24 protein-coding genes, 1 pseudogene and 1 riboswitch are annotated in these 25,393 nt (G+C 46.6%); of the genes and pseudogenes, 13 read left to right on the top strand and 12 right to left on the bottom strand.

All coding sequences use genetic code 11. The features are described from left to right. Positions 1-541 precede the first annotated feature (541 nt). Positions 542-2,386 carry a tetratricopeptide repeat protein gene (locus RIE73_RS08605; protein ID WP_446400797.1) on the top strand — a complete coding sequence of 615 codons (1,845 nt, stop codon included), beginning with the start codon at positions 542-544 and terminating at the stop codon, positions 2,384-2,386. Between the two features lie 188 nt (positions 2,387-2,574). Here the strand turns inward: RIE73_RS08605 and RIE73_RS08610 are convergent, their stop codons facing one another. From RIE73_RS08610 to RIE73_RS08630, 5 genes are all read right to left on the bottom strand, one after another. Beyond that, complete coding sequence (locus RIE73_RS08610) at positions 2,575-4,161, bottom strand: glucose-6-phosphate isomerase (protein ID WP_446400798.1); 1,587 nt, start codon at positions 4,159-4,161, stop codon at positions 2,575-2,577. Between the two features lie 288 nt (positions 4,162-4,449). Further along, a complete protein-coding gene (locus RIE73_RS08615; RefSeq protein ID WP_044211041.1) occupies positions 4,450-4,707 on the bottom strand; it encodes a hypothetical protein in 258 nt (85 codons plus the stop codon). 165 nt (positions 4,708-4,872) lie between these two features. Continuing rightward, a complete protein-coding gene (locus tag RIE73_RS08620; RefSeq protein ID WP_446400799.1) occupies positions 4,873-5,109 on the bottom strand; it encodes a hypothetical protein in 237 nt (78 codons plus the stop codon). 324 nt (positions 5,110-5,433) lie between these two features. After that, positions 5,434-6,516 carry a tetratricopeptide repeat protein gene (locus RIE73_RS08625; protein WP_446400800.1) on the bottom strand — a complete coding sequence of 361 codons (1,083 nt, stop codon included), beginning with the start codon at positions 6,514-6,516 and terminating at the stop codon, positions 5,434-5,436. A gap of 539 nt (positions 6,517-7,055) precedes the next feature. Beyond that, positions 7,056-7,529, bottom strand: coding sequence for a TspO/MBR family protein (locus tag RIE73_RS08630; RefSeq protein WP_446400801.1), 474 nt, complete (start codon positions 7,527-7,529; stop codon positions 7,056-7,058). A 260-nt stretch (positions 7,530-7,789) separates the two neighbouring features. Then, positions 7,790-7,936, top strand: a riboswitch (cobalamin riboswitch). On the opposite strand from RIE73_RS08630, the gene RIE73_RS08635 reads away from it, so the two are divergent. The 10 genes from RIE73_RS08635 (at position 7,911) to RIE73_RS08680 (ending at position 15,883) form a co-directional block, all read left to right on the top strand. Beyond that, positions 7,911-8,054, top strand: a complete 144-nt coding sequence (locus RIE73_RS08635; RefSeq protein ID WP_446400802.1) for a hypothetical protein — start codon at positions 7,911-7,913, stop codon at positions 8,052-8,054. (Overlaps the previous riboswitch by 26 nt.) A gap of 172 nt (positions 8,055-8,226) precedes the next feature. Continuing rightward, positions 8,227-8,850, top strand: coding sequence for a hypothetical protein (locus RIE73_RS08640; RefSeq protein ID WP_446400803.1), 624 nt, complete (start codon positions 8,227-8,229; stop codon positions 8,848-8,850). 14 nt (positions 8,851-8,864) lie between these two features. After that, positions 8,865-9,623: an energy-coupling factor ABC transporter permease gene (locus RIE73_RS08645; RefSeq protein WP_446400804.1), complete on the top strand. Its 759-nt coding sequence runs from the start codon at positions 8,865-8,867 to the stop codon at positions 9,621-9,623. 9 nt (positions 9,624-9,632) lie between these two features. Next, positions 9,633-9,917, top strand: a complete 285-nt coding sequence (locus RIE73_RS08650; RefSeq protein ID WP_446400805.1) for an energy-coupling factor ABC transporter substrate-binding protein — start codon at positions 9,633-9,635, stop codon at positions 9,915-9,917. 22 nt (positions 9,918-9,939) lie between these two features. Beyond that, positions 9,940-10,821 (top strand): cobalt ECF transporter T component CbiQ, encoded by an 882-nt coding sequence (gene cbiQ, locus RIE73_RS08655; RefSeq protein ID WP_446400806.1) that lies wholly within the window; start codon positions 9,940-9,942, stop codon positions 10,819-10,821. A 14-nt stretch (positions 10,822-10,835) separates the two neighbouring features. After that, the gene (locus RIE73_RS08660) at positions 10,836-11,693 is read left to right on the top strand and encodes an energy-coupling factor ABC transporter ATP-binding protein (RefSeq protein ID WP_446400807.1); all 858 of its coding nucleotides are present in this window, start codon (positions 10,836-10,838) and stop codon (positions 11,691-11,693) included. Between the two features lie 156 nt (positions 11,694-11,849). Then, the gene (locus RIE73_RS08665; protein ID WP_446400808.1) at positions 11,850-12,239 is read left to right on the top strand and encodes a DUF1636 family protein; all 390 of its coding nucleotides are present in this window, start codon (positions 11,850-11,852) and stop codon (positions 12,237-12,239) included. A gap of 12 nt (positions 12,240-12,251) precedes the next feature. Next, positions 12,252-13,286 (top strand): cobalamin biosynthesis protein CobW, encoded by a 1,035-nt coding sequence (gene cobW, locus RIE73_RS08670; protein WP_446400809.1) that lies wholly within the window; start codon positions 12,252-12,254, stop codon positions 13,284-13,286. A gap of 24 nt (positions 13,287-13,310) precedes the next feature. After that, the gene (locus RIE73_RS08675; RefSeq protein ID WP_446400810.1) at positions 13,311-15,149 is read left to right on the top strand and encodes an N-acetylmuramoyl-L-alanine amidase; all 1,839 of its coding nucleotides are present in this window, start codon (positions 13,311-13,313) and stop codon (positions 15,147-15,149) included. A gap of 266 nt (positions 15,150-15,415) precedes the next feature. Beyond that, positions 15,416-15,883 (top strand): DNA phosphorothioation-associated protein 4, encoded by a 468-nt coding sequence (locus tag RIE73_RS08680; protein WP_446400811.1) that lies wholly within the window; start codon positions 15,416-15,418, stop codon positions 15,881-15,883. A 174-nt stretch (positions 15,884-16,057) separates the two neighbouring features. Here the strand turns inward: RIE73_RS08680 and RIE73_RS08685 are convergent, their stop codons facing one another. The 7 genes from RIE73_RS08685 to RIE73_RS08715 form a co-directional block, all read right to left on the bottom strand. Next, a complete protein-coding gene (locus tag RIE73_RS08685; RefSeq protein ID WP_446400812.1) occupies positions 16,058-16,678 on the bottom strand; it encodes a hypothetical protein in 621 nt (206 codons plus the stop codon). 738 nt (positions 16,679-17,416) lie between these two features. After that, positions 17,417-18,028 carry a ribosome maturation factor RimM gene (gene rimM / locus RIE73_RS08690; RefSeq protein WP_446400813.1) on the bottom strand — a complete coding sequence of 204 codons (612 nt, stop codon included), beginning with the start codon at positions 18,026-18,028 and terminating at the stop codon, positions 17,417-17,419. 227 nt (positions 18,029-18,255) lie between these two features. Beyond that, a complete protein-coding gene (locus tag RIE73_RS08695) occupies positions 18,256-20,271 on the bottom strand; it encodes a ribonuclease catalytic domain-containing protein (RefSeq protein WP_446400821.1) in 2,016 nt (671 codons plus the stop codon). 174 nt (positions 20,272-20,445) lie between these two features. Beyond that, entirely contained in the window at positions 20,446-20,661 is a 216-nt protein-coding gene (rpsR, locus tag RIE73_RS08700; RefSeq protein WP_446400814.1) for a 30S ribosomal protein S18, read from the bottom strand. Between the two features lie 65 nt (positions 20,662-20,726). Beyond that, positions 20,727-20,921 carry a 50S ribosomal protein L33 gene (rpmG, locus tag RIE73_RS08705; protein ID WP_446355835.1) on the bottom strand — a complete coding sequence of 65 codons (195 nt, stop codon included), beginning with the start codon at positions 20,919-20,921 and terminating at the stop codon, positions 20,727-20,729. A gap of 54 nt (positions 20,922-20,975) precedes the next feature. Further along, positions 20,976-21,512: an RDD family protein gene (locus RIE73_RS08710; RefSeq protein WP_446400815.1), complete on the bottom strand. Its 537-nt coding sequence runs from the start codon at positions 21,510-21,512 to the stop codon at positions 20,976-20,978. A gap of 259 nt (positions 21,513-21,771) precedes the next feature. Further along, a complete protein-coding gene (locus RIE73_RS08715; RefSeq protein ID WP_446400816.1) occupies positions 21,772-22,188 on the bottom strand; it encodes a hypothetical protein in 417 nt (138 codons plus the stop codon). Positions 22,189-22,735: 547 nt separating this feature from the next. Between RIE73_RS08715 and topA the strand changes: the two genes are divergently transcribed. Together topA and RIE73_RS08725 are read left to right on the top strand one after the other, a co-directional pair. Beyond that, positions 22,736-24,943: a type I DNA topoisomerase gene (gene topA, locus RIE73_RS08720; RefSeq protein WP_446400817.1), complete on the top strand. Its 2,208-nt coding sequence runs from the start codon at positions 22,736-22,738 to the stop codon at positions 24,941-24,943. 178 nt (positions 24,944-25,121) lie between these two features. Continuing rightward, a pseudogene (locus RIE73_RS08725) lies at positions 25,122-25,226 on the top strand (IS607 family transposase); the annotation flags it as partial. Between the last annotated feature and the right edge of the window lie 167 nt (positions 25,227-25,393).

A 25,393-nucleotide genomic window follows, 5' to 3' on the forward strand; every position in this document is an offset into this window, starting at 1 on the left:
CCAGGTAATTAGAGGCATACCACTGGTTTGTTCCCGGTTTATAGCCAATGGTTAGCGTTGTTATAAATAGCAATTTAGGCAATAAAATAATTTTTTGTCTGACCTATTGCTTCAGGTAACAGTTAACGTTTCTGGTTCCCTGCTTTAATCTATTATTCCCGAAACGTTACCAATATTTTATTTTAATGACGTCTCAGCACGACGTTGATTGCAGCGTTGGCGTAAATTATCATAGAATATTAACTGTATTACCTGTTTTACGATGTCTTACGGCGTTGAGTGCCTTTCAGACTGCAACCTGAAAGATATAGCCGTTGCCACTAAGGTTAGGACAGATTGAATCGCTCAAACAACGACGTAGCAGTATAAAAACCTTCTGCCCTGGAGCCTCCTGCCTTCTGGCTTCTGCTATAGAAACCACTCATCACTGACTCAGAGCCAGTTGCCATCGTGTAACAGCCAGCCAGAACCCTGATTCCTTGCTGAGTCAATTGTCGCGCTTTGTAGGGGAGAACCTATCCGAACTTTAATTAATATGACAATGCAGCAGCCAGATCAAGGCGATAAGGGGGATCGATCCCCAGATGTGCTGTCACCAGAACAAGCGTGGAAACTCTTGACAGCCCTAGCGGGTAAAGAACGCATGTTGCAGGATCAAGGCGCACAGAAGGTTGTCCCCCGATTATGTGAATGGCTGGGATATCTGTCGTTAGGCGTAGAGTTAGTTGGGCGATACTTAGCCAAACATCCCGATTTGTCGTTAACCGATATGCTCAAACGGCTGGAAGCGCAGCGACATCCTGATAGAGCAACCCAGCGACCCAGCCAACCGACACTCCAATGGGGAATCAACACCCTCTTAGAATGCGTCTGGAAAGAACTCAATCCCAAAACCCAGCAGGTTGCTCAACTTTTAAGCTTATTTGCCCCAACCCTCTGGCGTTGGCAATGGTTAGACTATGCTCGTGACCTCCTGCACTGGAAACAGGCAGATCTCGACCAAGCCCGAACTCAACTTTATCAGTGGCATTTGATTGAGTCAGTGGGAAATCGCCGGGGTTGCTACACCGTTCAACCCTTAATTCGGGAGTTTTTTCGCAAAAAACTGGAGACATTAGATGCACCCGCCATCTTTATGTCTCACCCTCCTTTTCCGTTCCCACCCAAGGCGTCATCCCAGCCGATTTCCCAGACGCCTCAACCGGATACTCTGTCTTTGCCAAACCAAATTTCCCACGACGATTCCGCCCAGCAGACACCACCTCCGAGAGAATGGCATTCATTCCTCTCTGCTTATCCTGATGTCCCGGGTTCCGGTGAAGATTACCTGATTGAGCAGCAACTCTATTTTCCGATTACCAATTCTACCTGTTCCTGTCCACCAGACAACTCTCAAACGTCCCATTCAGGCGTTTCCCAAACCAGCAAGAACAAAGCACCACCCGTAAGAAACCTCGATGCTGATGACTTCAGGCAGGCTTTTACCGCTATTGTGATTGAACAGGTTCAGCACATTCCTGATTCCCCGACCCCAGAACAGATAAGGTTGTTGGACGAGATCTTGCCTCACATTCAAGAAATAGCCCACACCCTAGAATTAGCCGTAAGGGAGGAGGATTCCCTCTGCTTATTTGACAGTTTGGGCAAATTCTATAAAGGTCAAGGATTAACGGATTTACTGTGGCTATTTGATCGCCTAGGCAGATTTTATCAGCATCAGGGATTAGTGGATCAAGCAGAATCTTGGTTTAGACGGTGCGTTTCTATTGCCCAAGCCGCTTTTGGCGAGGAACATCTTGATGTTGCCACTAGCTTGAATAATTTGGCAGGACTTTATTATACTCAAGGTCGCTACAGTGAAGCTGAACCCCTTTATCTGCAAGCCTTAGAGGTGAGAAAACATCTGTTAGGGACTCATCATCTCGATGTTACCACCAGCTTAAATAATTTGGCAGGACTTTACTATGCTCAAGGTCGCTACAGTGAAGCTGAACCTGTTTATTTGCAAGTTCTAGAGGTGAGAAAACGCCTTTTAGGCAATTGCCATCTTGATGTTGCTAGTAGCCTCAATAATTTGGGATTATTGTATTACGCTCAAGGTCGCTACAGTGAAGCTGAACCTCTTTACTTACAAGCATTAGACATGAGAATATTTATCTTAGGCAATTGCCATCCGGCTGTGGCGACTAGCATTAATAATTTAGCCGGACTCTACAATTCGCAGAAACGCTACAGAGATGCAGAATCGCTATTGGTTCAGGCATTAAGTTTGAGTGAACAGCATTTAGGAGATGATCATCCGAATACCGCTATATTTCGCAAAAATTTATCTATTCTCCGCGCTAAGATGAAGGCTAATCGTAGCTGGTGGCAGTGGTTATGGTAAGGGACTTGGTAATCAAGTATAGCGATTGACATTAAGGTTAGGACATAGTGAACGGCTGAAAGGGCGAAGTATCAATAATCAACCTTCTGCCTTCTGCCTTCTGCCTTCTGCCTTCTGCCTTCTGCCTTCTGCCTTCTGCCTTCTGCTATAACCAAGTAGGGGCTTGGTAACCAAGCCCCTACGGAAAATTAAACCGCAGACACGTTTAAGCTACTCGGTTCTCCCAGGTTTCCTTCTAACACCACACCTCGTTGATTGGTGTGGAGATGGCGCAAAATTTTATAAATGGCTTCTATTTGGTCAGTCGCCCCCGCTTTCTGTGCTAACTCTGATAAAGACATGGGTTCTCCTTGATCCTGCAACACCTGAATCACCCGTTTCTGTAAATCCAAAATCGCAGCGGCGGCTTTTTTCCCGGCTTCTACTCCAGGTTGATGGTAAGCGTTGATATTCACCAGAGAAGCGTATAATCCCACCGCCCGATCATATAAAGCAATCAGCGCCCCAACGGTGCGAGGATTGACGTGGGGAATAGTCATGGTAATCGAATCCCGTTGATTGTCATACAAGGCTTTTCGGGTTCCCTGTAATAAACCAGATAAATAGTCACCAGACGTGACTCCGGCTTCTACTTCTGGGGAATGTCCCTGGCGATCGCGCAATACTTCAATAAAGGTGACGAAGAAATTAGCAACGCCTTCGCGCAACTGCTGCACGTAGGCGTGTTGATCGGTTGTGCCTTTATTACCATACACTGCGATTCCCTGATGCACAGTCTTCCCATCCAGGTCTTTTTCCTTACCCAAGGATTCCATCACTAACTGTTGGAGATAGCGGGAAAATAATAGCAGGCTATCTTTGTAAGGTAAGACCACCATATCTTTTTCACCTTGACCATTCCCCGAAAAATACCAGGAGAGTGCCAACAATGCGGCTGGGTTTTCGTGGAGATTATGGACACGGGTAACACTATCCATTTCCTTGGCACCTGCTAGCATCTGGCGGATATCAATCCCTTGCAGTGCGGCGGGTAACAGTCCCACGGCTGACATTTCGGAGGTGCGTCCTCCTACCCAGTCATACATGGGAAAGGTTGCCAGCCACCCTTCGGATTTTGCCAGTTTCTCTAAGTTACTATCTTCACCCGTAATTGCCACGGCATGGGTCGCAAAGTCCAGTTTCTGGGATTCGTAAGCTTTTTTTGCCTCAATCATGCCATTGCGGGTTTCCGGGGTTCCTCCAGACTTAGAAATGACTAAGACGAGGGTGCTAGCCAAACGATCTTGCAGTTTCGCGATCGTGGCATCAATCCCCGCCGGATCAGTATTATCTATAAAATGAATCCTTAGAGGCGGAACACGAGGAGCAAGGGCATCAGCGACAAACTGAGGACCCAATGCTGATCCGCCAATGCCAATGGAAAGAATATCAGTAAATCTAGATGAACCTGGGGGATGAATATCACCACTATGGACTTTAGTGGTAAAGGATTCAATTTTCTCTAAGACGGTGAGGATATCTTGACGCAGTTCGGGAGTTGGCGCTATGTCAGGATCTCGTAACCAATAGTGACCCACCATCCGATTTTCGTCAGGATTCGCGATCGCGCCCCCCTCCAATGCTTCCATATCCTGAAACGCCTGCTCAAACTTAGGTCGCATCGCTTCGACAAAGGCATCATCGAATCGCATACGGCTGACGTCGAGGTAAAAGTCTAATCCTTGGTGGTAATAGAGCCAGTCCTGATAGCGTTGCCAGAGTGCAGGGGCGTCCATAAGTAGCTTCTCAAATTCCTGTTTTTTCCAATCACAAGTTTATGTTGTCCGGGGATCAGTTGTCAGTTTTCCTTTGCCAGTGGCTTAGTCTGATCAGCCGTATGGAGAGTTGGATTACTAGGTTGCAACTCTTCGAGAATACTTCGCCTAGGTTCCTCAACCCTCCCCTATCAACAGGTGTTCCAATGGCTTCCCCTGCTCCCCCTGCTCCCAGACGTGCCATGGCACGTCTCTACATTGGCTCCCCCTGCTCCCTCTGCTCCTTTGCCCCTGCCTTCTGAAAGCCTCTCAAATATACGGCTTGGGCAACACGCGCAAAAACTTGACGATGTGACCCGTCACTTCAATCCCCACCATATAATTATCGATGGTAAATCGGTAAAAAATAGCATCTGAGCCGATGGGGTGAAGCCCTGGCAGGTCATGAATGCTTCTGAGATGCATGAACTTCTCAAAAACCACGTCATAGACCTGCTGATAGGCAGCCGACTCTAGGCTTTTGAGATCTTGTAGGAAAGACCGCGCATAGCGTACTTCTAGACTCACAGGATATACCCCGATTCCCCACGAATCATTCTAGTCTTTCTGGGAAGATTTTAGCTTTCTGCAAGAAGCCGCACTGTTTCCTACACCCGACACCCGACACCCCACACCCGACACCCCACACCCCACACCCTACCGACTATTCAAATAGCTTACCCGCCCCTTCAGTCACGGCAGATTGAGTAGTCGCAGCGCCTCTTCGCGAGTCATGGCATCTCCGGGTCGAATCGTTCGCATAGATTCTTGCATGGCGGAGAGCATATACAAGTCATAATAGAGCGGTTGCAGGACTTTCCAGGCGTCTGCCAAGCTTTCATCGGGGAGATGTTCAATTAAATCAGGTAACTGTTGGGTTAAGCGTTGCAATCGACCTCTGAGTAAATTCATCGGGAAATAAGGCTCCAAGTTGAGTCGCCAAAGGTTGGATGAGTCAAAGTACGACAATCAAGTCGGATGAATGGCTTGATTCAATCCAGATTGATTTTGGATTAAATCAAGTTTATTGACAATACCTAAATTTAGGCTGACGTCATCCGTTCAGAATGTCAGAGTATGACCATGTAGAGGATACCGCTCAAATAATACCATTGGTTATACCCGTAGGGTGCGTTAGGCAAATTTTGGGATTAACGGTTATTAATTCAGAACATAAGTACGCCGTAACGCACCAGATTTAATTCTAAATTTCAGAAACTAGGTGAGAATATTTTGTTGAGGTTGGGGCTATTTTTATTGGGGTTCCAACAACTGTTGTGCTTGTTCTAGATTGTCTTGGGCTTCAATAAAATTAGGATCTAAAGCAATTGACTGCTTAAACGCCTCAATTGCTTCTTCTAGCTTGCCTTGCTGCTGTAACACTTCACCGATAGCATTGTGAGCTAAAGCATGATTGCTGGTTGAGTTTCCCCATGGTTGATCGGGCGAAAATTTTAGGATGGCTTGGTAGAAAGAAAGCGCTTCTTCTAGGTGTCCTTTCTGTCGGGATAGATTTCCCAGATTAAGGTAAACAACAGCATTGCTGGAGTCAAGTTGAAACGCACGAATGTAAACTGCAATTGCTTCATCTAGTTTGCCTTGGTCACTCAAGGCACTGCCTAAATTAATATAAGTATTAACATTATTAGGATCAAGTTGAACAGCTTGGCGCAAAGCGGCGATTGCTTGATCCAGTTTTCCCTGTAGCATCAGCGCCGTACCCAAATTGTTGTATACATCAGCATAGTTAGGATCAAGTTCAAGCGCCTGTCGATAAGCGGCGATCGCCTGATCCAGTTTTTCCCCTAGCATCAGCGCTGAACCGATATGACTGTAAGCACGGGGATTATTGGGGTCAAGTTGAATGGCTTGACGTAAAACCTCTATTGCCTCATCGGGTTGTCCCTGAAGAGTCAGAACCCAACCGAGACTCACATAAGCCAGGGAGAAATCAGGGTTAAGTTGGATTGACTGACGATAAGCGGCAATTGCCTGATCCAGTTTTCCCTGCTTAAAGAGTGCCTCACCCAGAAACAGATAACCCATAAACGGATTGGGGTCAAGTTTGATTACTTTTTGAGCAGCAGTGATTAGCTGATCAAATTTATTCTGCGAATACAGTACGATAGTTAGCAGATTATGCGCGGCAATATTGTTGGCGTTGATTTCAATCACCTGCCGCAAGAGCGCTTCCGCTTGGGAATAGTTACCAGATTCTATAGCCGTCTGACTCTGTTGGAGTAGCTGCTCAATGCTTTGAGCAAACGTCACCTGAGGCGTCGTTACAACTAAACAGGTTAATAGGAGAGCCAACACCCTTGCTTTAAACATGTTCATGCAGACATAAAGTCAAACTTTTTAATGTCTTAGTATACAAAATTTTCTAGCCATAGCTCAATCTGTTTTAGTCATGCCAGTAGGGTGCGTTAGGCGCATTTTGGGATTAACGGTTATTAATTCAGAACATAAACGCCGTAACGCACCAGATTTAATTCTGATATGGCGGGATTTCGGTGCGTTGTTTGTCAGGCGCACGTCGGCAGAGGGCGCACGTCAGTGCGCCCCTACGGTTTGGGAATTAATTCCATTCGTCTTGCTATGTAAATGCTGCCCAATATTAGAGCAATTTCCATTTTGTTTATCACTGCATTTGTAACTGATTTTACCGCAATGATTGGGCAGATTTTAACCCATTATTTAACAGTAAAAGGTAAAATCAAGTCATAAACTCTGCCGTTGCTGCATATCAATTAAAATTGCGTAAAGGGCGACCCGATCAAATTGAATGAACACCGTTGTGGATTTGTACAAGTGGGTCACCCCTGTACGATCACCCAAGGTGATATATGCTCAATTAAATATACTTCAATCCGCCCCTATTCAGATTCTGGATTTAGCCGAATCATCGCCCACGTCGTATAGGTTCCAATCGGACTCCAAATAATATAAGGTAATAGCAACACAGAAGCCCAAACCGAGATAGGATAAACCAACAGTGCCAAAATAATACTCAATATAGCCCCTGTCCCGCCAATCATCGTCCCTACCTTGAGACTGCGAAGTCGGCACATTACTGGCGTATAGGCAATTGTTACTATTTCCAACAACAAATATAACCCCAAAATCAACCACGTTTGAGGACTCCCCGGATTACTTTCCCATACCACATAAGCAGACCATCCCCCACAAATGAAAATAACTGTCCAGATGAAAGGAATCGCCGCCTCAAACGTCAACCATCGGGGGCGGCGCAGGCGGTTGAACCAGCGGACATCATCGGAGGTTAACCAGTTACCAGCCAACGCCACTAACACGGTTACAGCCCCAATTACCATCCAGGATTTAATCATGTTTTATAGATTAAGCTAACTATCTCTATAAACCCAGCTTATACTTTTGCCACAGGTTTTGTGGTGATTCAAAGGAGATGGGGAGCGATGTTCCACAGGTGTCATGGCACGTCTGGCAAATGAGGAGTAACGTTTGCGTTTGTAGGAACTCTCGCTTATGCGCCCCGATATCGCGGTTTTATGCCAACACAAGAGTGTATAAGGTTCGCCCAATCGTCAATCCCTAATCCCCAATCCCCAAATCGTAGAACCGACGTGGTAGAGTATTAATCTAAGTCGGTTCTGATGGGGATCAGCCATTAGAGGTAACGGGGAAAGTTCGGTGTAAATCCGGCACTGTCCCGCAACTGTAATGAAATTCGTTAGGGTTTCTGAGTCAGAATGCCCGCCGATGTGGAAGAAACGTTAACATTCATCTGCGAGGTACGGATGGTGCATAGTCTAAATTTGCCACAATTAGAATGGGTGAGGCGATCGCAACAGAACGCCCTGATGCCAGAGGAACGATTCGATAAACTGAGGTGACTCGAATTGAGGTCGGATGTTCCTTTCCGTCTAATTAGAACTCCATCGCTAGATAGTTACAGATTCAGAGTCATCTCATCTCAAGCTATTCATAACCTGTAAATCAACGACTAGGGACGCTATCGCCCTAGACAAAAAGAAACTTTTGGTCAATTGACCAAACCCAAAAATTATGATGAATACGAAATTGGTGAAAAAGCCTTCGCCGCAGACACCATCGAACCTGTGGTCAAAGGCTTGGCAAGCAATTGCCCACAGTCGCCTCTGGCTATTTTCCCTCATCGCGATCGCTAGCGCTAGCAGTCTGATTTACCCTCACTCTCCCTTGGTTGGTTTTGCTGCTGTGACGGGAACAACCCTACACCGCAAACAGGCGGTTATGGCTGCGATGACTATCTGGTTTGCCAATCAATTGTATGGCTTTACCATCCGTCAATATCCCCGTACTTTAGAAGCCTTTACTTGGGGTTTGGTTATGGGGTTAGGAACTCTTGTGGTGACCCTACTCGCCACCATCAAACCCAAGTTCAGCCAGCGTAATTTTACAGGTCATTGGCTTTGGTTTGGTGCGGCTGTCATCGCCGGCTATGTTCTGTTTGAAGGAACGATTTTACTCACAGCGCAATTAATGGGAGGACATGGTTTAACTGTTAGTATACTTGGGCGGATTTTTGTCAAAAATGCTGTTTGGGGAATTGCCCTTGGTTTGATACACAGTGTTCTCACCTGGAATGCGATCAAATTCTCCGAAAAATACCGAGGTGCGTTACGCTACGCTAACACACCCTACGAATAGAGGTAATTTTGTCAATGAAGCGAAAAAAACGGATAATCAATTTAGTCTTAATCGCTGGGTTAAGTTTGGGCTTAATCATCTTTGCCCCACCGCCCGCCTTTGCCATGCATATCATGGAGGGTTTTTTACCCGCAGGTTGGGCAATTTTCTGGTGGGTTGTCTTTCTGCCCTTTTTTAGTCTTGGATTGCGTTCAATCACACAAATTTCCCAGCAAAATCCGGAATTAAAAGTGCTGCTGGCGCTATCAGGTGCCTTTGCTTTTGTCTTATCTGCCTTAAAAATACCGTCGGTAACCGGAAGTTCCTCCCATCCCACAGGAACGGGATTGGGTTCGGTGTTGTTTGGTCCATTAACGATGAGTGTATTGGGGAGTTTAGTTCTCCTGTTTCAAGCCCTGTTGTTGGCACATGGCGGTTTAACAACATTGGGGGCAAATGCGTTTTCTATGGCAGTTGTGGGACCGTTTATCGCTTATGGAACGTATCGCTTGATTATGCAAGTCAGTGGGGCGCAGAAATTCGCTATTTTTATCGCCGCTGCTTTGGCGAATTTGCTCACTTATATGGTTACGTCTCTCCAGTTAGCGCTGGCATTTCCGGCTGCAACTGGGGGAATTATGGCTTCATTTCTCAAGTTTGCTGGGATTTTCGCGGTGACTCAAATTCCCTTGGCAATTAGTGAAGGATTATTAACTGTATTGGTGTGGAACTGGCTAATGTCCTACAGTCGCGAGGAATTAGCCGTATTGAATTTGGTTAAAGGAGGGTCTTAAACGGTGAAAATGGATAAAAAAGGGTGGAATAATTGGATATTGGTATTAGGAGTTGTCGGTCTCGCCATTGTGCCATTGTTAATCGTTCGGGACTCGGAATTTGGTGGGGCTGATGGTGAAGCCGAAGCTGTAATTGGCGAGGTTAACCCTGACTATGAACCTTGGTTTGAACCCTTAATCGAACCGCCTGGTGGTGAAACGGAATCTTTGTTATTTGTTTCCCAGGGGGCAATTGGTGCGGGAGTTGTCGGCTTTATTATTGGACGATACAAAGGGCGATCAGAACGGAATTAACAGTCTGACTAAATCAACAAACATGACTCTGGAAATTGATGCGATCGCGTACCGGAATCGTCTGCGTCATCTTCCCCCCGTCCAGAAATTGGGCTTCGCGCTGGTAGTATTATTCATTAGTATTTTTAGCCATGCACCGACTCAATTTCTGATTATATTATGGATGGGGATATGGACAGTCGGTTATGCCGGAATTCGCTGGCGAGTTTACTTGCGATTAATCGCCCTAGCGTCTCTATTCTTACTCCTGGGTTTACCCGCTTTAATCGTGAATATCGCCCCCACGACTCAAATTGAGTTTGCCCAAACCGATCAATGGGGTGGCATTAATCTGGGTTCCTGGTATCTTTATATCAGTCGCAGCGGGAGTCAACAAGCTGGCGTTGTGTTCATGCGATCGCTGGCTTGCATGTCTTGTCTGTTTTTTATCCTTTGTACTGTCCCCTTTATCGAAATTGTGCAGACGATGCGACGGCTAAACGTGCCAGTTATTCTCACAGATATCCTGCTATTAATGTATCGCTTTGTGTTTATCTTGCTCAAAACGGCAAAGGAGTTAAAATTAGCACAACAGGCGCGAAATGGCTATCGCACTTGGCGTTTAACCATGCATAGTTTAGGACTCCTGGTGGGACAATTATTTTTGCGGACATTACAACGTTATCATCAATTTTCCCTGGGATTGGCAACACGAGGCTTTACGGGGGACTTTCCGGTTGGCTTACTCCATCACTATCGCTACTCCAAACGCTATGCAGTGGAAGCTGTTTTGGGTTGTGGGGGATTGGTAGGAGTTGAGTTAGTTAGTTGTCATTCGTCCTTTGTATTTCGTCTTATGTCTTATGTGATTTGTTGTTTATTTCCTGTTTTAGGTTCCTTTGATTCAGCCGAGATGTATAACTAAAATAGACTTGCTATATGAGCGAGAAATTACTAGAATTAGAAAATATTTATTATACTTATCCTGGGGGAGATAAACCCGCGCTGAATGGACTAAATATTTACATTACAGCTACAAAAAAGATTGCCTTACTCGGTCAAAATGGGTCGGGTAAATCAACCCTATTATTCTTAGCCGATGGACTCTTAAAACCCCAGCATGGACAAATTCGCTGGGCAAGCGAACGATTAAAATATGACCGCCATTCCCTAAATCAGTGGCGACAAAAAATCGGACTAGCGTTTCAAGATCCAGAACAACAATTAGTCGCTGGAACGGTAGCTGAGGATATTGCTTATGGGTTGTATACTCTGAAATTATCTCAGGTAGAAATCAAGCAGCGGCTTGAACAAACATTAGCCGAATTTGGCTTACAAGATTTAGCAGACCAACCCTTACATCACCTGAGTTTAGGACAAAAACGACGAGTAGCTTTAGCGGGAGTGATGGCACGGCAACCTGAACTGTTATTATTAGATGAGCCAACGGCTTATTTAGATAGCGTGCAAACGGGCAATCTCCTGGAGGAGTTAGAACGGATTCATGCCGCTGGAACGACTCTAGTGATTGCTACTCATGATCTAAACTTTGCTTATCAATGGGCAGATTGGATGTGTATTTTACATGAAGGACAACTGATTATGTCAGGAGAAGCGCAAAATATTTTTAGTCAAGGTAATAGGTTAGCCGAATTACACCTGGATGTCCCCATTTTATGGGAGGTTTGGCAGGTATTAGTGTCACGTTTATCTTTACCCAAGACGATGCCATTTCCGAAAACAATTCGTCAACTGGAAGACCAGTTAAGCGATTGGAATAAACCCTCTCAACCCTAACGACAACCTCTAATGCCATGTTTGTCTAAATGTCCTTTTTTTGTTAAAACAAACTCTTTACCCTATTGCCTATTGCCTATTGCCTATTGCCTATTGCCTTTTTACAGCATTGCTATGTTGACGATCCAAATGAAAACGCTATATGACTGAATCAACATGAATCAACATACCTTATTTGTTTGTACAACCTGCGCCAGTACCTGGAAAGATGGCAAGCGAGTCGGTCAAAGTGGTGGCGAAAAACTGCTAGAACCTTTGCAGGAACTCCACCAAAACTGGTCACTCCGGGATGAATTTAAAATTCAAGCGGTTGAATGTATGAGTGCTTGTAGTCGCCCTTGTGCTGTTTCTTTAGCTGCACCCGATAAACATACGTATCTATTTGGGGATTTACCCGTAGATTTAGAAACATTACCCAAAACAGCGGCGGCTATATTAGACTGTGCCAGTTTGTACCATAGCCAACCCGATGGTTTATTGCCTTGGTCAAAACGACCTGAACCCCTAAAAAAAGGCATCTTAGCACGAATTCCACCCTTATCCTGAGGTAAAATAATCATGCATAAAATTCCCGTAACTGTAATTACCGGCTTTCTCGGTTCTGGCAAAACCACGTTGATGCGCCATTTACTACAAAACAACCAAGGACGTAAAATAGCGGTTCTGGTGAATGAGTTTGGGGAAGTGGGTATTGATGGCGAGTTATTGCGTTCCTGTCAAATTTGCGATGAGGAGGACAATCCCAACGATAATATTGTCGAACTGACTAATGGCTGCTTGTGCTGCACCGTTCAGGAAGAATTCTACCCGACAATGCAGCAACTCTTACAACGGCGCGATCGCATCGATTGTATGCTAATTGAAACCTCTGGATTAGCGTTACCCAAACCCTTAGTTCAAGCCTTCCGTTGGACTCCCATTCGCAACGGTGCTACCGTGGATGGAGTGATCACGGTGGTGGATTGTCAAGCGTTAGCCGCTGGAACCTTGGTGGGTGATCTCAACGCCCTAGAAGCCCAACGCCAAGCTGACCCGAATTTAGACCATGAAACCCCAATTGAGGAACTCTTTGAAGACCAATTGGCTTGTGCAGATTTAGTCTTACTGACGAAGGTAGATTTAGTGGATCAGGCGACGCTGAGGAGGATCAAAGACTGGTTACAGCATCAATTACCCACAGGCGTCAAAGTTATCCCTTGTGATCAAGGGCAAATTCAGCCGGAACTCTTACTCGGGTTCAACGCCGCCGTCGAGGATAATTTAGATAGCCGTCCCAGTCATCATGATACCGAGGACGACCACGACCATGATGACGAGGTTAATTCCGTCCAATTTATATCCGATCAAGCCTTTGAACCCAAAACCCTAATCGCCAAACTGCAACAACTCGTGCAACAGCAGGAGATTTACCGGATCAAAGGCTTTGTGTCTGTACCCAATAAACCCATGCGCCTAGTCTTACAAGGAGTCGGCAATCGCTTCGATTCATTCTATGATCGACTGTGGCACAACGGCGAATCTCGCCAAACTCGGTTAGTGCTAATTGGACGTAAACTAGACCAGGCTGACATTGAGCAAGCAATTGGCAGTTAGACGATTAATCGTGAGGGTAGGGGAATGAGGAAAATTCAGTGGCTACTGCTACTCCTTAGCTTCTGGAGTACGTTTCTGGTTTCATTACCCGCAGAAGCTGGTAGACTTCTGCTGTGGCGCTTTGATGCGAGTCAAAATCAACTGGAATTTACCACAGATGGTCGTGTTCAACCCACAGCCCAACTGATTCCGAATCCCCTGCGCCTGGTTATCGATTTACCCGGTACAACATTGGGACGCCCCAGCGTCAGCCAGCCGGTGGGGGGAGGGATTCGCGAAATTCGGGTGGGACAGTTTGACCGCCAGACGACGCGGATTGTGGTAGAAATTGCACCGGGTTATACCATAGATCCCCAACAGATTCAGTTTCGGGGGGCGTCGCCGAGACAGTGGTTTGTACAACTTCCTGAACCGCAGCGGATAACCACACCCGCACCTCGTCCCCTACCGCCGACAACTCCTCCCCCCCAACCCGTACCTCGTCCCACACCACCGGAACCCTCTCCCGACAGAACCGAGTCAAATGTGCAACTTGATCCGATTCAGGTGACACGGGATGGGTTTTTCATTCGCACCAATGAAGGGGAAGCCAAAGAGATTCAGGTGCAACGCAGTCGCGATCGCCAAACCATTAAGTTTGATGTAGAAGGGATTACCCTACCCCCAAACTTACGGAATCAAACGGTGTCGGTGAATCGCTATGGGGTTAGCCAAATTCAATTGTCCCAATCGTCGGGTTCATCCCCAACTCGCATCACATTAAACGTGAATCGCGAGAGTCCCGACTGGCAGATGAATTATAGTTCCGTTGGCGGTTTGGTATTATTACCCCGGGGAGTTCCGGCGTCGCAGCTTCAGGAGTCACCGGGGCGACAATCCGATCGGGAACCCACGGCGGCTACGAATCTCGCCACGATTGAATCGGTGCAAATCGCCCAAAATGGCACTCAATTATTAATCCGGGCGAATGGACGGATTCGGGCGCGGGAAAATTGGAATCCCAGCGCCAACCAGTTCCAAATTACCATTCCAGATGCTCAACTGGCTGATCGCATCCAAGGACCTCAGCTAGGTGTCAATAGTCCGTTATCTCAGGTGAGACTACGCCAGCCTGATTCGCGTACCGTGGTGATTGTGGTTCAACCGGATCGAAATACCCAGATTGGCGAACTCAATCAACCCAGCGATCAACTTTTAGCCCTATCCCTGCGACAGAGGAGAGTCACTTCACCGCCAACGGGTACGCTTCCCGTACCGCCACCGGAACGATTACCGCCCAGTAGTTCACCGCCCCCAACTGTCTTTCCTGGGGTTCGTAATAGTCGCGTTGTGGTGATGCTTGATCCAGGACATGGGGGCAAAGATCCTGGTGCTGTGGGGATTGGTGGCTTGCAGGAGAAAAACGTGATTTTGCCCATTTCTCTCCAGGTTGCAGAACTTTTAGAACAACAGGGTGTACAAACGATATTGACGCGATCGGATGACCGATTTATTAGCCTGAGAGGACGAGTGCAACTGGCGGAACAAACCAATGTTGACCTATTTGTCAGTATCCACGCCAATGCGATTAGCCTGAATCGTCCCGATGTGAATGGTGTGGAAACCTATTACTATGCCAACGGGCGAGGGCTAGCCGCAGCGATTCAAAACAGTCTATTACAGAGTACCGGAATGCGGAATCGCGGCGTAAAGCGAGGCAGATTTTATGTCATCCGACGGACTTCTATGCCCGCAGCTTTAGTGGAAGTGGGGTTTGTCACCGGGGCTGAGGATGCGCCGAGACTTGCCACACCGGAATTTCGCAGCCGCATCGCCCAGGCGATCGCACGGGGTATTTTACTGTACATTCAGCAAACTCGGTAGGATGTCGGGTGGGGAAGATGGGGGAGATGGGGGAGATGGGGGAGCAGGGGAAGCAGGGGAAGATGGGGGAGCAGGGGAAGCCATGTTCCAGACGAGCCATGGAGCGTCTGTGTGTAGGGGCGGGTTTAGGGACTAATATTGATTGTTATCTCTAGCTTGGCTGCAAAACCCGCCCCGACCAAATGACAAATGACAAATGACAAATGACGAATGACAAATGACAAATGACGAATGACAAATGACGAAAATAGGAGGATGTCAGGGGAATGGGCGTCAATCGCATCCGAATTGCTAGAGATCAAGCCGATTTAGTCAAAGCCTTAACCGTATCAGCCGAGACAACCGGACCCTTTCAAACCTATGCCGACGTTATCGCATTTGCAGCAGCGTTGGGGATCAAGCGCAAGAAGCGATCGCCTCTGGGAACGATTGCCAAGAAAGAACCTGCACCGATTGGGCTAGAGATATTTGTGTCGAGGGGATATGACGCCCTGATTAAACTCTTGGCGCTTGTCGAAACCAAAGATGCCAAGATTCTCTCCTCCTTTGATGCCAAAGCCGAGGAGGAACGGATTCATATTTTTGAAGAATATGCTAACGGTGGGTTACAGATATTACGAGACGAGTTGCGGGGGGCGGTGGATTATTCAGAACGATTATTGTTAGTTTTGAATGCAGAACGGTTTAAAAAAGAGGTTCCTGAAGAGGATTTTGATTTAAGCCGATTTCTCTAAGTAGGCTGTCATGCATTTAAATTGGGAATAGGTAGCGAGCAAGATGCTCGCACTACAAGGATGAGAGCCATTATTGACATTAAGGGTTGAAACCATTGCAAGAAAGCCTATTCCCTATTGCCTCTCCCCACCACCAGACTTATTCAGCAGCCCCTAATTAGCTTTGTAATTCATTCAGTCAGAAAAGTTTCCAGCGACAATTTCCATAAGGATGTGAATAAGTTGCTCTATGTCATCAGGGACGCGATAAAGGGTAATGTCTTGGCTAATCTTTAATTGATTAGCGTCTAATTTGCCAAAATTCCAAACATTGCCGATAGTTACAGCTCCATATAGTACCTCTTTTTCTTCGGCTTGCGCTAAAGCAATTAGTTCCACCGCTAACTGAGTAAACCCCCTGGAAAGGTCATCGTTTTTAGCTTCAACTACTAGAAAGCTGTTTTCTCGACGGAGTAAGTAGTCTAGATTGCCTTTCAACCAATTATTGACGCTTAAGGGATACTCAATGCGAATCTGACATTGGCAAAAGCGGGCAACTTCCAGTAACACTGGAAAGACTAACGCTTCCCGCCGTGCGGCTTCACTACTTAAGCTGACAATCAACAAGGCATCTTCCAAGCGCTGCTTCAATTCTGGGAGTCCTTGAAAGGGGCGATCGCTTGCTGGCAAAACTAAACGCGATCGCACTAAGGTATAATCAAACTCAGCCAGAATTTCCTCTGCCTCGTAGGGCATCTCAAAATAGGAACGAAAGGTATAAGATTGTCCTTCTTGCAAAATTCTGGTCTTGGACATGGCGGTATGGATAGGGTTTTAAGTCAGGTTATTGGTAAATAGTCCTCAAACTATTACAAAGGACAAATGACAAACGTACCATCCGATTCTGGGAGTTGGGTGTGATCGGGTAAAGTTGTGGGGAATTCAGATATGGCTTTCATAGTTTTGACGCTAACTTCGCCTCTTTGTCATTATTTTAAACAGATCTACTAATGAACGCATCTCTGTTCTAATCAGGAAATTGGATCTGAGATCATGGCATTGTTTGAACGAGGACATATTACAGTAGAGAAGTAAAGGTAAGCGAATAGCTTAGAAAATCACTGGTTTTCTGAAAACCTGACAGGAAATGCCGGAATATTGTGATACCTTAAACGACTCCTGATCGTATTGACTAGGCGAGCAAAAGGCAACTCCAAAATCACCGCATCTGGTTTAATCTTGTTCACCGAAATCGCTCTCAGAATCGCCGCGCTGCCCATAGAAACGCCATAAAGTATCAGCGGAGACTTGACGTTTAACTCTTTAATTCACTATAGCGTTTTCAAATGAAATGTGCATCTAGATTGTCTTTTCTTTGCTTTCAAAAAAACCCCCCTCTCTCTTTCCCCTATTGCCTATTGCCTTTTTACCAGCGTCATTCTTACTTTGTAAGGGTTTGAGGACTATTTACGAAACTTGATATAGTGCCGTTTTCTTTTGTCCGACTACTTATCAAAATAGGTTCTATTCAAAGAAATACTTCAGTAAAAAAAATTATAGCAAACCCTGAGGCGGTGTAATCTCGATCCGACCATTTTCTAGGTCTACCACTGGCACAATTTCATCGACAAAAGGAATCAAAACAGTTACGGGTTGGGATGGTTTTTTCTTGACTTTCCGTTGCTTACTAATTCTGTTCGGAGGTGGCGCTTCCGGTTTAGCTGGTGTTGGTTCAGGTTGCTGGTGGCGTTTGACTTCTAAAAGCATGTTTCCTGCTGGAATCACATCCACCACGACACCAACCAATTCCCCAGTTAACTGGTTGAAAACCTCTAAATCCAGCACATCGAGAACATGGTATTCATTCTCTCCCAACTGTGGGCGATCGCTCTCTGGGACTAGCAGCGTTACACCTCGTAAAGCTTCGGCTTGATCTCGGTTTTCTACTCCAGCAAGTTTTACTATATAAATGCCTTTATTGGGAACGTAACGTCCCCCTAATAATTCCACAGGTTGCGGTTGGCTATCATGCGATCGCTTTAACCAACGTTGTCCCGGTTTCTCGAAGCGTTCGGGAAAATCTGAATTCGGATAAACTCGTAATTCTCCTTTTAACCCTTGAGGAGCAACAATTTTACCAATTTCGAGCCAGTCGTCATTTGTCATTTGTCATTTGTCATTCGTCATTCGTCATACTCGCTTCGCGAGAAGCAAGCTACGTCATTTATCCTTTATTGAAGATAACTGCACTCTATCGGGGCGGGTTTAAAGATATCTGGGTGAAAAGCTTCCCGTTAATAGTAAAACCCGCCCCTACAACGGACATTTCACTGAAACTTCCCCATCTTTCCTATCTCCCCCATCTCCCCCATCTTCCCCATCTTCCCTATCTTCTAAGTAGCCGCAGGTTCAACCGCCTGATCTATCAGTTCTCGAAACTGAATCACATCTTGACGGGGATCAGCATGAGTGACCTGAACATCCAAGCGATCGCCCAGTCTCACAGATCGCTTAAACCGCATTACCAACTCTAACCCTAAATCTTCTAACAGAATCAAACCTAAGTTGTCGTGTTCGCGCAACCAACGCAGCATTAACGCTTGCCACACTTGATCCGGGTGACGCCGTAAATATTCCAATCCCCAATAACGATTAGTTTGGCGTTCCACCATCGCGGCTTCTGATGCGGCTGTCGTCACGCCCTGCATGGTTTCTTGCAGGTATTGAGCCGAAAAGGGTAAAGGATCACCGCGCAGGTGGGCTTTTAGCTGAAAATGATTCAGCAAATCCGTATAACGACGGATAGGAGAAGTGACTTGGGTATAAGTTTCCAACCCCAAACCTGCATGACGCAGGGGAGAAATACTCATTTCACTGCGAGGCATACAGCGACGCATGGCACAGAAGCGCACTGGACCGGGGGGCAAGACCAGCAGTTCTTCATCCGAGGGCAGTTCTGGCTGAGGTTGTCCCCGAAAGGGGAGCGGAATTTGATGGCTTTGACCATAGCGTCCAGCCACTTCCCCAGCTAGAATCATCATTTCGGCGACCATGAGCCGCGCTTGGGAGTCCTCTAAAACCTGAATGATGATCTCATCCTCATCCTGGACTTTAATCACCGCCTCTGGCATGTGGATATTAATCGCACCCTGACTTGATCGCCATTCTTGGCGACGCTTTGCCCATTTCGCGATCGCGGCGATTTCCGGTTCAGCCTTCACCCCCAGTTCCAACATTTCATCCACATCTTCGTAGGTGAGGCGATAGGTGGGTTTAATCAGACTGGGGTGAATCTGGTAGTCTTGAACACTGCCATCTTCATCCAGGATCACGCCAAAACTCAGGGATGGGCAAACTTGACCTTCAACCAAACTCATTGGACCCGTTGCCAGTTCCGGCGGAAACATGGAAATCATGCCCGTCGGTAAATACAGTGTCGTACTGCGCCGTCGGGCTTCTCGATCCAGTTCGTCTTCGGGTCTAACTAAGCGGGTTGGATCAGCAATATGAACCCACAACTGCTCTCTACCGTCATCAAGTTGTTCTAAACTCAACCCATCGTCGATTTCTGAGGTACTCTCATCATCAACGGTGTATACCTTTAAATGAGTTAAGTCTAAGCGGTCTTGATCGGGGTCGGGAGGCGGAGAATCCAGGTATTGTTGCGCCAAGTCAAGCACCTCACGACGAAAGTGAACAGGGTAAGATGAGCGCCGCAAAAACAGATTCTCGTGAGGCGTCCAAATCCCTAAGTCTACCAACAGATCGAATGCGGCTTGGGGAGTTTGCGGGCGATCCAGGGTAGCGAGTATATCTTGGGCGGCACGAGACGAATTTTCCGGATACAGGACAAACCGTTCTAAGAGTTCAAAGCGAGTGCGATCGCTCTCTTGCCACTCTACCGCTTCGCCGTTGAGTTTCTGCTGAGTGCGGCTTAAAAATTCCTCTTGCTCTCGCTGCTTTGATTCTGCGGCGAGTTGCTGATGTTTAATTTCTGCCACTTTTGTGGCGGGACGCGGTTCATAGCTATCGGCTTTTTGTTTGAAGTAGAGTTTGTCGTCCGATAGCAAGCAGTGAGCGGCATAACATAGGGGTGGGCTTTGGTCTGAAAATAAAAGCTGTGCCATTTCCGCACAGGTTACCGCTTTTCCCTCTTCCACCAGCAATTCCCAGGCGACTTCTAAGCTAGATGGATCGAGATAGGGTTCGACTTGGCTGAGAAAGTCAGGAATTTCTGAGACGTCAAATTTGCCATCCTGGACTTCGTAGGTCACTTGCCGGGGATGAAGCGTGTGAGATTGACCGTGTTCGTCGATAACTGCCCAGCGCGTTTTGCCCTCTGGACGGTCTACAATCGCTAGATGGCGATCGCCTTGCACACGAAATTCGATAAGTGTTCCTTTTTCCACCAGCTTTGCTAATCCCGGTCGTTTATCTTGGTCTTTAGACTCTACATCTAGTCTAAAGGGTGATGGGGTGATCCCAAAATGATTAGACGGGGTATCAAAGGATTCAATCATTTGACACCACCGTTGATGATCAGATGCGGTTGGCTTACCGCTTCTCACTCTATAAGAGTCGCATCAGCCCTCTTTATTGACGAAAGGCAATAAGGCTAAGAGGCGAGCGCGTTTAATGGCTCGGGTCAATGCCCGTTGTTGTTGAGACGTCAAACCTGTAATCCGACGTGGCAGGATTTTACCCCGTTCAGTGATGAATTTGCGGAGTAATTCCACATCCTTATAGTCAATTGGCTCTCCAGGCTTGATCGGAGAAAGGCGTTTGCGAAAGTAGGTCATGGGCAGTTACTAGGGATTTGTGGTCATCAATATTTAGTCTAGAATGCATTGCCATGGTTACATGGCTATTTGATTTCTTTATGCACCGTATGCTTATTGCAATGAGTGCAGAACTTTTTCAGTTCTAGACGCCCTGTGGTATTGCGACGGTTTTTCATCGTGGTGTAGCGAGAGACACCATTAGTTCGCTTGTCGGGGTTCGTGCGACACTCCGTACATTCTAAGGTTATAACCAGTCGGACACCTTTCTTACTTGCCATAGTCTTACATCTAGTAGATTAAATCAGGGCGTGAGTGAATTTAAACACAATCTCTTATTTTTGCATACGACGCCGGATTTGGGCAACCCATCGCTTCATCCGCAGATCCAGAGAGAAGCCGCGACGGGTTTGAATCACTAGGGTTTGGGCAATGCGATCGTGAAACGCTTGCTGGGTTTCGGGTTCTGATAAAGCGATGCCACAATCTACCCCTAATGGTGCAATTAACAGCAACATGGAGATTCCATTGGCAAAACCGATATTTAAGCCAACCATGGCTAAAAGCGCACAAACACCCAGAATCCCTTCTCGCTTGGTTAGCGTCAATAGCCCTGGAAGTTTACCATAGTTGGCATCCAGCACTTTCATATCCAATGCCCAGCGTCCTAAACTCTGACCTTGATTGTTCGATACCAATACAACACGCAAACCGAACCACAGCGCGATAAACACTAGCATTTGCAAAAAAGGATTTCCACCCGCCATCGAACTAATCAACCAAACGGCGACAAAATCAATGAGGAAGGCATAGAACCGCCGCTCTATTGGCACTTGAGGAAAGCGCTTGTGTATTGGTTCAAATTCATACATGGTTAGGGTTAAGCTTAGGGCTGATGCAATCTTTATTGATTTTAGCGGATTTTGCCAAGTGCAATCGTTAGGTCAAAAGAAAGCTGAGTGAGACTTTGAATCCTGTTACCTTAACATTAAACTCCTACCCCAAAGCAATTAGAGTTCCCTCCCCTTGCCAAGGGGAGGGTTAGGGAAGGGTCATATTCTTTGAGCTTAAGTTTACCCTAACACCCTAATAAATAAACCCCAACTCAGATTTTCCCATAAATTATTCCTGCTAAGGTTCAATTTTCTGGCGCAATCGTCTAATTATACTGGCGCGACTCATGATTGTCGCTATGCCATTATCCATTTGCACAAACACTTTACCTGAAAAAATATTACGCAAATCCGGACGTTGATACACCACAAAATCATCGATTTCTGACTTGGGTTCAAACCCCATATCAGACAAGGTTTTATTTAGGGTTTTAGTCAAGGCTTTTTTGTTCTTAAACTCTAGAGAAAAAGTCACGCTGCGATTGAAGTAAGCCCCCACTAATCCGGCGACCAAACCGAGGGTAATACCGTAACGATACGGAAGGGGTTGAGTTAAACTTAGACCTAGCACTTGCGAGGCTAAGACAGCCACAACCAGGGTCATCCCTGTAAAATAATAATAGAATGTCGCCCAAAAACCAGGACCAAGCTGCATATACTAACCTCGATCAATTCAAGTCAGGATACAATTATTTATCACATGTTCCGGATTGTCAAGATTTAGACGATAAACTCGGCGAGTATAATGGTCACGAGGAGGTTCAAATGTTGGAAAACCCAGAGCAGGTTAGTGGTGATCCAGAGTTACCCGGTTTCAGGTTGCTGATGGAAAAGATTTGGTGATAGCTTGTTACTAATCAATGAACAACAAAACCCGCCCTATTCAGAAATAACCGTTCAACAAAATCCGCCCTTGGTCAAAACCGGGAATGCTGGGTAGAATAAGTTACCGTTTTTCAAGGAGTGCATCGATTTCTTCGATTACTGGACGGGTGTTTGAGTAAGCAAGTACAGTCGTTTCTAGCAGGGTGTAGTACAGTAATTATGGGAAAGCCCTATTCGACTCTGGGAAAGGGTGGATCACATCGAGTCGGAAACGGCTGTAATATAGTTTCTAGTTATTTCGCCAAGTCTCGAAAATTTTCTCTTAACTCCTCCTATTCCTGTGCATCCCTTATTTTCCTTGTCTTGTTGCAACAGCCATGGCGAATCTACTTATTATCGAATCAGGCGGTAAGGTGAAAAAACTTAAGTCCATTCTCGGTGCTGGCTGGACGGTTAAAGCCAGTATGGGTCATGTGCGGGAATTAGCCGATGATGGTGAAGATTCTCTGGGGTTTGATTTAGACGGTTCCCACATCCACTGTCGCTACGTTCCCCGGAGTGGACAAGCTAAGAAAATTTTATCGGAATTGCGCGGTGCTATTCGCCAAGCTGACCGAATTTACCTGGGGACTGACCCAGATCGAGAAGGGGAAACGATTGGTTGGCATTTGACTCAAGCCTTGCGGTTGAAAAATCCCTTGCGGGTGACCTATACCGAGATTACCAAAGCCGCCGTCGATCGCGCGATCGCACATCCGAAATCCCTTGATTCTAATTTAGTCGCCGCCGGACGCGCCAGGGATTGTTTGGATAAGTTGGTGGGATATAAGGGGAGTCGATTAGTCTGGCGCTTGAATAACGGCTGTAAGTCTATGGGACGGGTGCAGAGTGCGACACTGCATCTGCTGGTGAAGCGAGAACAGGAGATTCTGGCGTTTAAACCCCAGGATTATTGGGTGGTGTGGGTAGACTATCAGGAGGGATTTAAAGCTGTTTACGCTGGTCGAACTTACCCGCCAACGACGCAACGACGGAATTCGAGGGATAAAAATAAGACTCAACCCGATGATGCGGGAGAGGAGACGCCAGTATCGGAAGGAAAGCGGGTACTCTCTCAGGAAGAAGCCGATCAACTCGTTGCGATCGCCCGCTCTCATTCTCATTATGTTGTCACAGTAGAAGGAAAAACCGTTAAGCAATCTCCCCCCGCCGCATTTACCACCTCTACGCTTCAGCAAGCTGCTGGTGCTAAACTTAAGCTGAATCCAGAAGTGACGATGAAAATTGCCCAAAGCCTCTATGAAGCTGGGCATATTACCTATATGCGGACGGATTCTGTGGCGTTGTCTCCAGAGTTTTGTCAAGCGGCAAAACAGTGGCTTTTGCAGCATGACCCGGATAATGTACCCTCTAGGGTAGCTGCCCATCGCTCTAAATCTGGGGCGCAAGAAGCCCATGAAGCAATTCGTCCCACCCATGTTGAACGCACACCGGAACAATTATCGACTCAACTGACTAGGGATGAGGCGAAGCTGTATGATTTAATTTGGCGTCGGGCGATCGCCACTCAATGCTGTCAAGCTCAATTATCCAAAACTCGGATTATCACCCAATCGGGGGATGTATTCTGGGAAGCCAGGGGACAAGTGTTAGTTGTACCGGGTTATACTCGCTATTGGCATAATATTGCCGCCGATTCCCAATTACCACGAGTACAGCCAGGACAACCGCTTACCTTAAATAACGCGGGTGCGGATAAGAAACAGACGCAGCCACCCCCCCGCTACAGCGAACCCAAACTGGTACAGGTGATGGAACGTTCGGGAATTGGTCGTCCTAGCACCTATGCGCCAACAATTAAGACGTTGAAAGCGCGTCACTATGTTCAGTTAAGTAAAGGGAAATTGCAGCCAACCCAACTGGGGATGGAATTGGATGCATTTTTGGCACAGGTGTTACCGGATCTAATTCAGCCAGAGTTTACCGCTAAGATGGAATCGGATTTAGATGCGATCGCGTCAGGGAATTTGGATTGGGAGAATTATTTAACTGGGTGGAATCGGGATTATTTTGCTCCAGCGCTCAACTCGGCGTTTGCCCAAGTTCCAGAGATAGCGAGTCAATCTCAGTCTACCTCGAAGGGTGAATCGAAACGGCGTCCAAAAACGGAACCCACGGATTATCCCTGTCCCAAATGTCAGCGTCTGATGACTAAGGTGTTTTCTAAGTCTCAGAAGCTGAAAGCGGATCATTTCCTCAGTTGCGATAATCGTCAAGGGGGATGTGGGGCGGTAATGTTTTGGAATGCTAAGGCTGGGGAGTATGAGTTACCGCGTTCAGATCGTCCCGCACCGACAGCGAAGCCAGCCAAGTTGACGGAGTATGCTTGTCCGAGGTGTGGGAAACCGTTGGAGTTGTATGAATATGAGAAAGAGGGTCAGTCCAAGCAGATGCTGCGTTGTGCGAATCCTAAGTCTCGCCAGGGGAAATGTAAAAACGTGGCTTATTTTTGGACGAAAAAAGGGACGTTTTGGAGTCCCAAGTTTGGTGAGGTGAACAAGTCTCACCAACCGCCTTGGGTTTAAACCCAAGGAACCAACCTACAACACTGTTTTTGCAAAATACCTTAATAAGAGCGAAGCAAGTTGGGGTTAACTAACAGTCGGTAAATATCTAGACAATTAGTGACATAACTAGACATTTTCTCGGATATAATCAGGAAATGTCTAGTTTACCCCCCAACAAGCAGCTACTCGACTTTGTGTGACGGTCTTGCAGGGTGCACCGATGGGAACTCAACGGCTGGCTTCGGAGCTTCTCGGACGGCTGGTAGTCCGGAGTCGATATGATATTGTTGACTTAATTGGTAAATATGGTCCTCGAAGTCATAAGCACAAAAAAATAGTGACCGAACTGAGGGAGGTAGCCAAAAAGCGATGACAACGATAACTTATTGCAAAGGCTTGCCAACTCCTGCCGATGAACTTAACCCCATCGGTTTCACCGACTTGGAGATGTTTTTAACTTCATTGTCC

The organism is Coleofasciculus sp. C1-SOL-03 (assembly GCF_040220555.1).
Taxonomy (GTDB): Bacteria; Cyanobacteriota; Cyanobacteriia; order Cyanobacteriales; family Coleofasciculaceae; genus Coleofasciculus.

Excerpts from the sequence above, each read along its gene's own strand:
- RIE73_RS08605 (WP_446400797.1), top strand. The coding sequence starts at position 542 with ATGCAGCAGCCAGATCAAGGCGATAAGGGGGATCGATCCCCAGATGTG.
- RIE73_RS08610 (WP_446400798.1), bottom strand. The coding sequence starts at position 4,161 with ATGGACGCCCCTGCACTCTGGCAACGCTATCAGGACTGGCTCTATTAC.
- RIE73_RS08625 (WP_446400800.1), bottom strand. The coding sequence starts at position 6,516 with ATGAACATGTTTAAAGCAAGGGTGTTGGCTCTCCTATTAACCTGTTTA.
- RIE73_RS08630 (WP_446400801.1), bottom strand. The coding sequence starts at position 7,529 with ATGATTAAATCCTGGATGGTAATTGGGGCTGTAACCGTGTTAGTGGCG.
- RIE73_RS08635 (WP_446400802.1), top strand. The coding sequence starts at position 7,911 with ATGCCCGCCGATGTGGAAGAAACGTTAACATTCATCTGCGAGGTACGG.
- RIE73_RS08640 (WP_446400803.1), top strand. The coding sequence starts at position 8,227 with ATGATGAATACGAAATTGGTGAAAAAGCCTTCGCCGCAGACACCATCG.
- RIE73_RS08645 (WP_446400804.1), top strand. The coding sequence starts at position 8,865 with ATGAAGCGAAAAAAACGGATAATCAATTTAGTCTTAATCGCTGGGTTA.
- RIE73_RS08650 (WP_446400805.1), top strand. The coding sequence starts at position 9,633 with ATGGATAAAAAAGGGTGGAATAATTGGATATTGGTATTAGGAGTTGTC.
- cbiQ (WP_446400806.1), top strand. The coding sequence starts at position 9,940 with ATGACTCTGGAAATTGATGCGATCGCGTACCGGAATCGTCTGCGTCAT.
- RIE73_RS08660 (WP_446400807.1), top strand. The coding sequence starts at position 10,836 with ATGAGCGAGAAATTACTAGAATTAGAAAATATTTATTATACTTATCCT.
- RIE73_RS08665 (WP_446400808.1), top strand. The coding sequence starts at position 11,850 with ATGAATCAACATACCTTATTTGTTTGTACAACCTGCGCCAGTACCTGG.
- cobW (WP_446400809.1), top strand. The coding sequence starts at position 12,252 with ATGCATAAAATTCCCGTAACTGTAATTACCGGCTTTCTCGGTTCTGGC.
- RIE73_RS08675 (WP_446400810.1), top strand. The coding sequence starts at position 13,311 with ATGAGGAAAATTCAGTGGCTACTGCTACTCCTTAGCTTCTGGAGTACG.
- RIE73_RS08680 (WP_446400811.1), top strand. The coding sequence starts at position 15,416 with ATGGGCGTCAATCGCATCCGAATTGCTAGAGATCAAGCCGATTTAGTC.
- RIE73_RS08685 (WP_446400812.1), bottom strand. The coding sequence starts at position 16,678 with ATGTCCAAGACCAGAATTTTGCAAGAAGGACAATCTTATACCTTTCGT.
- rimM (WP_446400813.1), bottom strand. The coding sequence starts at position 18,028 with ATGACAAATGACGACTGGCTCGAAATTGGTAAAATTGTTGCTCCTCAA.
- rpsR (WP_446400814.1), bottom strand. The coding sequence starts at position 20,661 with ATGACCTACTTTCGCAAACGCCTTTCTCCGATCAAGCCTGGAGAGCCA.
- rpmG (WP_446355835.1), bottom strand. The coding sequence starts at position 20,921 with ATGGCAAGTAAGAAAGGTGTCCGACTGGTTATAACCTTAGAATGTACG.
- RIE73_RS08710 (WP_446400815.1), bottom strand. The coding sequence starts at position 21,512 with ATGTATGAATTTGAACCAATACACAAGCGCTTTCCTCAAGTGCCAATA.
- RIE73_RS08715 (WP_446400816.1), bottom strand. The coding sequence starts at position 22,188 with ATGCAGCTTGGTCCTGGTTTTTGGGCGACATTCTATTATTATTTTACA.
- topA (WP_446400817.1), top strand. The coding sequence starts at position 22,736 with ATGGCGAATCTACTTATTATCGAATCAGGCGGTAAGGTGAAAAAACTT.